The sequence below is a fragment of the Acidocella sp. genome (genome assembly GCF_036489515.1).
Lineage (GTDB): Bacteria > Pseudomonadota > Alphaproteobacteria > Acetobacterales > Acetobacteraceae > Acidocella.
Genome location: NZ_DASXFO010000010.1, coordinates 23,334 through 29,339 on the forward strand (window position 1 = coordinate 23,334; position 6,006 = coordinate 29,339).

Consider the following 6,006-nt stretch of genomic DNA (forward strand, 5'->3'; position numbering starts at 1 on the left):
GCCGACAACGCCCACGGCCCAGCATAACAAAAGTTTTTGCGCCGCTTTTTTCAAAAAGCGGCCGCTTTCTTCAGGCAGCGTCCTGGGTGACGCCTTTTTCGGTGAGCAGGGTCTGCAGCTCGCCGGACTGGTACATCTCGGTGATGATATCGCAGCCGCCGACGAACTCGCCCTTCACGTAGAGCTGCGGAATGGTCGGCCAGTTGCTGAAGGCCTTGATGCCTTCGCGGACTTCCTGGTCTTCCAGCACGTTCACGGTCTTGAACGGCACGCCGGCATGTTTGAGGATCTGGATGACCCGCGCGGAGAAACCGCATTGCGGGAACATCGGCGTGCCCTTCATGAAGAGCAGAACCGGGGTGGCGTCTATCTGCGACTGAATTTCGGCAAAAACGGGGTTGTTCATAGAATAGATCCTTATTCGGGAGCGGCGGTTTGCAGGGCCAGAGCGTGCAAGGTTCCGCCCATGCGTCCCTGCAGAGCGGCATAGACCATCTGGTGCTGGCGTACGCGGGAGACCCCGCGGAACGCCTCTGTCACCACGGTCGCGGCGAAGTGATCATTGTCACCCGCCAGGTCTTCGATCGTGATTTTCGCATCCGGAAATGCGGTCTTGATCAAGGCTTCAATTTCACTGGCCGACATTGCCATGTTCCGAATCCTTACAGAGCGAACCAGGCGGGGAAGAACCGCTCATGGGCTTCGCGCAACTGTGACAAAGATATGGCGATGGTATCGGAATGTGTCAAACTCTTGGCACCATCCGCATGGCCTATCTGCACCGCCGGAATGCCGGCTTCTTTTGCTGCCGCGAGCAGCTTTGCGCCGTCCTGAACCGCCAGCACGTAGCGCGCCTGTTCCTCGCCGAACCAGAAGGCGTGCGAGGTCTCCGGCGCGGTGAGCGCCGCACCGGTGTCGCCGGCCAGCGCCATTTCCGCGACCGCGACCAGCAGGCCGCCATCGGAGACGTCGTGGCAGGCCGCGACGTTGCCCGCCAAAATCTGCGCGCGGACGAAATCGCCGTTCCGGCGTTCGGCGGCGAGGTCGATGGCGGGTGGCGCACCGGTTTCCTGGCCGAGGATTTCACGCAGCCAGAGCGAGCGGCCGAGTTCACCTTTGCTGGCGCCGATCACGATCAGGTCATGGCCGGGTTTCAGCGCCAGGCCGACCGCCTTGGATGCGTCCTCGATCACGCCCACCGCGCCGATCGCCGGGGTGGGGAGAATGCCCTTGCCCTCGGTCTCGTTGTAGAGCGAGACATTGCCGGACACGACGGGGAAGTCGAGCGCCGTGCAGGCGGCCGCCATGCCTTTGATGGCGGCGGCGAACTGGCCCATGATTTCCGGCTTTTCCGGATTGCCGAAATTCATGTTGTCGGTGACGGCGAGCGGGGTTGCGCCGGTGGCGGTAATGTTGCGCCAGGCTTCCACCACCGCCTGCGCGCCGCCGGCCTCGGGATCGGCCACGCAATAGCGCGGGGTGCAATCCGTGGTCAGCGCCAGAGCGCGGTTGGTGCCCTCCAGCCGGACGATGGCGGCATCGGCCTGGGCCGGGCGTTTCACGGTCTGCCCGCCCACGGTGGAGTCGTACTGGTCGAAAATCCAGCGCCGCGAGCACAGATCCGGGCTCGCGATCAGTTTCAGCAAGGCCTCGTCCAGCCTCATGTCGCTGTTCACAGGGCCGAGCGGCGCCGGCTTCGGCGTCTCGGCGATGGGGCGGCGATAGAGCGGGGCGGCCTCGGCCAGCGGGTCGAGCGGAATGTCCGCCTCAACCACGCCCTTGTGCTTGACGATAATGCGGCCGGTATCGGTGATATGGCCGATGATGGCGTAGTCGAGGTCCCATTTCGCGATGATGGCGCGGGCCATCTCGGCGCGCTCGGGCTTGAGCACCAGCAGCATGCGCTCCTGGCTTTCCGAGAGCATCATCTCATAGGCGGTCATGCCGGTCTCGCGCTGCGGCACGTCGTCGAGGATCAGCTCAATGCCGACACCGCCTTTGCCCGCCATTTCCACGGAGGAGGAGGTCAGCCCGGCCGCACCCATGTCCTGGATCGCGACGATGGCGTCGGTCTGCATCAGCTCCAGGCAGGCCTCGATAAGCAGTTTTTCGGTGAACGGATCGCCGACCTGCACGGTCGGGCGTTTTTCCTCGGAGGACGCGTCGAACTCGGTGCTGGCCATGGTCGCGCCATGGATGCCGTCGCGCCCGGTCTTGCTGCCGACATAGACGACGGGATTGCCGATGCCCGCGGCGGCGGACAGGAAGATCTTGTCCTGTGCGGCGATGCCGACGGTCATGGCGTTGACCAGCGGGTTGCCGTTATAGGCGGGGTGGAAATTCACCTCGCCGCCGACGGTGGGCACGCCCACGCAATTGCCGTAGCCGCCGATGCCGCGCACCACGCCGTCGACCACGCGTTTCGTCACCGGCAGTGCCGGGTCGCCGAAGCGCAGCGCGTTGAGGTTGGCGATCGGCCGCGCGCCCATGGTGAACACGTCGCGCAGAATGCCGCCGACACCGGTGGCAGCACCCTGATAGGGCTCGATGAAGCTGGGGTGGTTGTGCGACTCCATCTTGAAGATCGCGGCCATGCCCTCGCCGATATCGATCACGCCGGCATTCTCGCCGGGGCCGTGAATGACCCAGGGCGCCTTGGTGGGCAGCTCCTTCAGCCAGACGCGCGAGGATTTGTAGGAGCAATGCTCGGACCACATGACCGAGAAAATGCCGAGCTCGGTGAAGCTCGGCGTGCGGCCCATGATCTCCAGGACCTTGGCGTATTCCTCGGCGTTGAGGCCGAAGGATTTGGCGAGCGTAGCGTCAACGGTTTTCATGCGGCTGCCAGTGAATCAAAGAGGGGTTTGCCATCGGTGCCGCCGAGCAGCGGGTCCACCAGATCCTCGGGATGCGGCATGAGGCCGAGGATGCGCAGATTGGGCGAATAGATGCCGGCGATGTCGCGGGCGGCGCCGTTGCGGTTGCCGTCGGCGTAGCGGAAGGCAACGAGGTTCTCGCCCTCCAGCCGGTCCAGCGTCGCGGTGTCCGCGGCGTAGTTACCGTCACCATGGGCCATTGGTGCGCGGAATATTGCGCCCGTCTCCCACTTGCTCGTGAAGACCGTGTCGGCGCGTTCAACGCGCAGCATGGTGTCCATCGAGAGGAAGCGGAGTCCGGCATTGCGGAGCAAAGCGCCGGGGAGCAGTCCGGCCTCGGTGAGGATCTGGAAGCCGTTGCAGACGCCGAGCACGTAGCCGCCGCGTGCCGCATGGTCTTTGACCGCGCGCATGATCGGGCTCTGCGCCGCCATGGCGCCGCAGCGCAGATAGTCGCCGAAAGAGAAGCCGCCGGGGATGATGACGAGATCAATGCCGGAAAGGTCGGTTTCCTTGTGCCAGACCATTTTCGGCTCGGCGCCGAAGCTCTGGCGGACCGCGATCGCCATGTCACGCTCGCGGTTGATGCCGGGAAAAAGAAGGATTGCTGTACGCATGGCGTTCCTCTGCCGAAGCGCGGCGGGGAAGTAAAGCAGAGCACTGAGACCTGCTCAGGCAAGCAAAAGGGAAGGCTTCTTTTTGTGAACAAAAAGAAGCAAAAAACTTTGTTATGCTGGGCCATGGGCGTCGTCGCCGACAACGTCCATGGCCCAGCGGAGCAAAAATTTTTGCGCCGCTTTTTTTAAAAAGCGGCCGCTTTCTTCAGTTATGTTGTGCGTTCACGTCCAAAAATCGTTCCACGAGGCTGGCGCCATCGATTTTTTCGTCCGTCAGCGCCATCGCCAGAACCTCGCCGCCGAACACGTTGGGGGCAAGGATCATGTCGGGCTGCACGCGCCGCACCCGCTCCAGATTCTTGCGGTTGCTGACCGCGGCGACTTTTTTGGCGTCTGTGGCGAGTTCGCGCAAAGCGAGGATCACGAACGCGTTCTCGGCGTCGTCATTGGACAGCGCCAGGACCGCGCGCGCCGTTTCGGCTCCGGCGCGGCGCAGCACGTCGAGATCGGTCGGATCGCCGATGACAATTTCGGCATCGCCGAAAGCGGCAACTTCCTCGTCCAGGATAACGAGCACCGGCCGGTCCCGGGCCAGCAATTCGCGCGCGGTGTTACGGGCCAGCGCGCCGTCTCCGGCGATGATGAAGTGGTCGATCCGTTTCATGCGTTTTCTCTCCGGGGAGATGATACGGCTGAGGCGCCCTTGCACCAGCGGGCCGATCACCGCGGTGATCGAGGTCACGAACACGCTGAGGCCGACAATGATCAGCGAGACGACGAACAGCCTGGCGTCGTCGCTCTTCGGCAGGATATCGCCATAGCCGACGGTGGACATGGTGACGACGGTAAAATAGACGGCCTGTTGAAACGTTTCGATCGGTGGGGTGAAACCCTGGCCGAGGATCAGCGAGCCGAGGACGCCATAGGCGAGCAGCAGGCCGGTGGCGGCCAGCGCGAAGAGCGTGCCGGCGGCCAGCGAGGACCTTTGGAAAGCCCGGCCTGCGACTGAAAGGGCACAGAGCAGGGCGACAAGATATAACGCGGTGCTGGAGTGCCAGGAATAATGCGTGTAGCCGACCGCCAGGGCCAATTGTGCCAGGGCGATGAGCAGGGCGGAAATCCAGGCCAGGCGGGAGCGGAGCAGCAGGCCGATGGCGATGAAAATCTGCAGCCAGCCGATGGCGGCGTTGGGCACGCCGCTCAGCACCACCTCGGGAACGCCGGCCGTCAGCGGGTGGAGGGCGTTGAACAGCTCACTCAGGCGCAGATGGAAATATTCGTAGAGGAAGTGCCGGATCGTCGGCACCAGTGCCAGCGCGCCCGCGCCGCCGACGGCGCAGGCGAGTGGTAGATGCGGGAACCAGAGATCCAGCCGAACGCGGTGGGCGAGGCGCCGGAAGGCCGGCTGGAAATGAGAAGGGTGGAAGAGGTCGCTGGGCGACCTCAACCGGTGATCTCGACCTTAAAACTTTCGATGACGGTGTTGGCGAGCAGTTTTTTCGCCATGTCCTCGGCGGCGGTCTTGGCTTTGGCCCTGTCGGTCTCGTCCAGCTCCAGCTCGATGACCTTGCCGGCGCGGACCTCGCCGACCTGGGGGAAGCCGAGCATGTGCAAGGCGTGGCCGATGGCCTTGCCTTGCGGGTCCAGCACGCCGTCTTTCAGCATGACGGTGACGATGGCTTTCATTGCATCATCTCCGGGCCCTTGAGGTCGCGGGAGCCAGCTTCGGGCAGGATGCCGAGGCGGCGGGCGACTTCCTGATAGGCCTCCTCGATCTTGCCGAGATCGCGGCGGAAGCGGTCCTTGTCCATCTTTTCGTTGGTCTTGGCGTCCCAGAGGCGGCAATTATCCGGGCTGATCTCGTCGGCCAGGACGATGCGCATGTCCTCATTCTCGTACAGCCGGCCGAATTCGATCTTGAAGTCGACCAGGGTGATGCCGACGCCGAGGAACAGGCCGGTGAGGAAGTCATTGATGCGCAGGGTCAGGTGGACGATGTCGTCCATGTCCGGCGGAGTCGCCCAGCCGAAGGCCGTGATGTGCTCTTCAGCCACCATCGGGTCCTTCAGCTGGTCGTTCTTGTAATAATACTCGACGATCGAGCGGGGCAGGCGGGTGCCTTCCGGGATGCCCAGGCGCGAGGACAGGCTGCCGGCGGCGACATTGCGGACCACGACCTCGATCGGAATGATCTCGACTTCCTTGATCAGCTGCTCGCGCATGTTCAGGCGCCGGATGAAATGCGTGGGGATGTTGATTTCCGCCAGCTTGGTCATCAGGAATTCGCTGATGCGGTTGTTCAGGACACCTTTGCCTGTGATGGTGCCCTTCTTTTCCGCGTTGAACGCCGTGGCGTCATCCTTGAAATATTGCACAAGGGTGCCGGGTTCCGGTCCCTCGAACAGAATTTTTGCTTTGCCTTCATAGAGCTGCCGGCGGCGGGCCATTTCGTACCTTCAGAAAATCAATGGTCAGGGTCTATACCAACCCAGCGGTAGTCGCGCTATGCCTGC

The 6,006-nt window shown here is 63.2% G+C and carries 7 protein-coding genes; all 7 read right to left on the reverse strand.

Translation table 11 applies throughout. The annotated features are described in order from the left end of the window. Nucleotides 1-70: 70 nt before the first annotated feature. The 7 genes from grxD to purC all read right to left on the reverse strand — a co-directional run bounded on the left by grxD (nt 71) and on the right by purC (nt 5,940). Entirely contained in the window at nt 71-406 is a 336-nt protein-coding gene (gene grxD / locus VGG47_RS01435; protein ID WP_331535083.1) for a Grx4 family monothiol glutaredoxin, read from the reverse strand. An 11-nt stretch (nt 407-417) separates the two neighbouring features. Further along, nucleotides 418-651, reverse strand: a complete 234-nt coding sequence (locus VGG47_RS01440) for a BolA family protein (protein WP_331535084.1) — start codon at nt 649-651, stop codon at nt 418-420. 11 nt (nt 652-662) lie between these two features. Further along, on the reverse strand, nt 663-2,837 hold the full coding sequence (purL, locus tag VGG47_RS01445; RefSeq protein WP_331535085.1) for a phosphoribosylformylglycinamidine synthase subunit PurL: 2,175 nt from the start codon (nt 2,835-2,837) through the stop codon (nt 663-665). Continuing rightward, a complete protein-coding gene (gene purQ, locus VGG47_RS01450; protein ID WP_331535086.1) occupies nt 2,834-3,493 on the reverse strand; it encodes a phosphoribosylformylglycinamidine synthase subunit PurQ in 660 nt (219 codons plus the stop codon). Before purQ ends, purL begins: the two co-directional genes overlap by 4 nt. Before the next feature lie 205 nt (nt 3,494-3,698). Next, on the reverse strand, nt 3,699-4,940 hold the full coding sequence (gene kch, locus VGG47_RS01455; RefSeq protein WP_331535087.1) for a voltage-gated potassium channel protein: 1,242 nt from the start codon (nt 4,938-4,940) through the stop codon (nt 3,699-3,701). Beyond that, nucleotides 4,937-5,179 (reverse strand): phosphoribosylformylglycinamidine synthase subunit PurS, encoded by a 243-nt coding sequence (gene purS, locus VGG47_RS01460; RefSeq protein WP_331535088.1) that lies wholly within the window; start codon nt 5,177-5,179, stop codon nt 4,937-4,939. Before purS ends, kch begins: the two co-directional genes overlap by 4 nt. Continuing rightward, the gene (gene purC / locus VGG47_RS01465; RefSeq protein WP_331535089.1) at nt 5,176-5,940 is read right to left on the reverse strand and encodes a phosphoribosylaminoimidazolesuccinocarboxamide synthase; all 765 of its coding nucleotides are present in this window, start codon (nt 5,938-5,940) and stop codon (nt 5,176-5,178) included. Before purC ends, purS begins: the two co-directional genes overlap by 4 nt. Nucleotides 5,941-6,006: the final 66 nt, after the last annotated feature.

What these genes read in the sequence shown, in the direction of transcription:
- grxD (WP_331535083.1), bottom strand. Translation starts at nt 406, where the DNA reads ATGAACAACCCCGTTTTTGCCGAAATTCAGTCGCAGATAGACGCCACC.
- VGG47_RS01440 (WP_331535084.1), bottom strand. Translation starts at nt 651, where the DNA reads ATGGCAATGTCGGCCAGTGAAATTGAAGCCTTGATCAAGACCGCATTT.
- purL (WP_331535085.1), bottom strand. Translation starts at nt 2,837, where the DNA reads ATGAAAACCGTTGACGCTACGCTCGCCAAATCCTTCGGCCTCAACGCC.
- purQ (WP_331535086.1), bottom strand. Translation starts at nt 3,493, where the DNA reads ATGCGTACAGCAATCCTTCTTTTTCCCGGCATCAACCGCGAGCGTGAC.
- purS (WP_331535088.1), bottom strand. Translation starts at nt 5,179, where the DNA reads ATGAAAGCCATCGTCACCGTCATGCTGAAAGACGGCGTGCTGGACCCG.
- purC (WP_331535089.1), bottom strand. Translation starts at nt 5,940, where the DNA reads ATGGCCCGCCGCCGGCAGCTCTATGAAGGCAAAGCAAAAATTCTGTTC.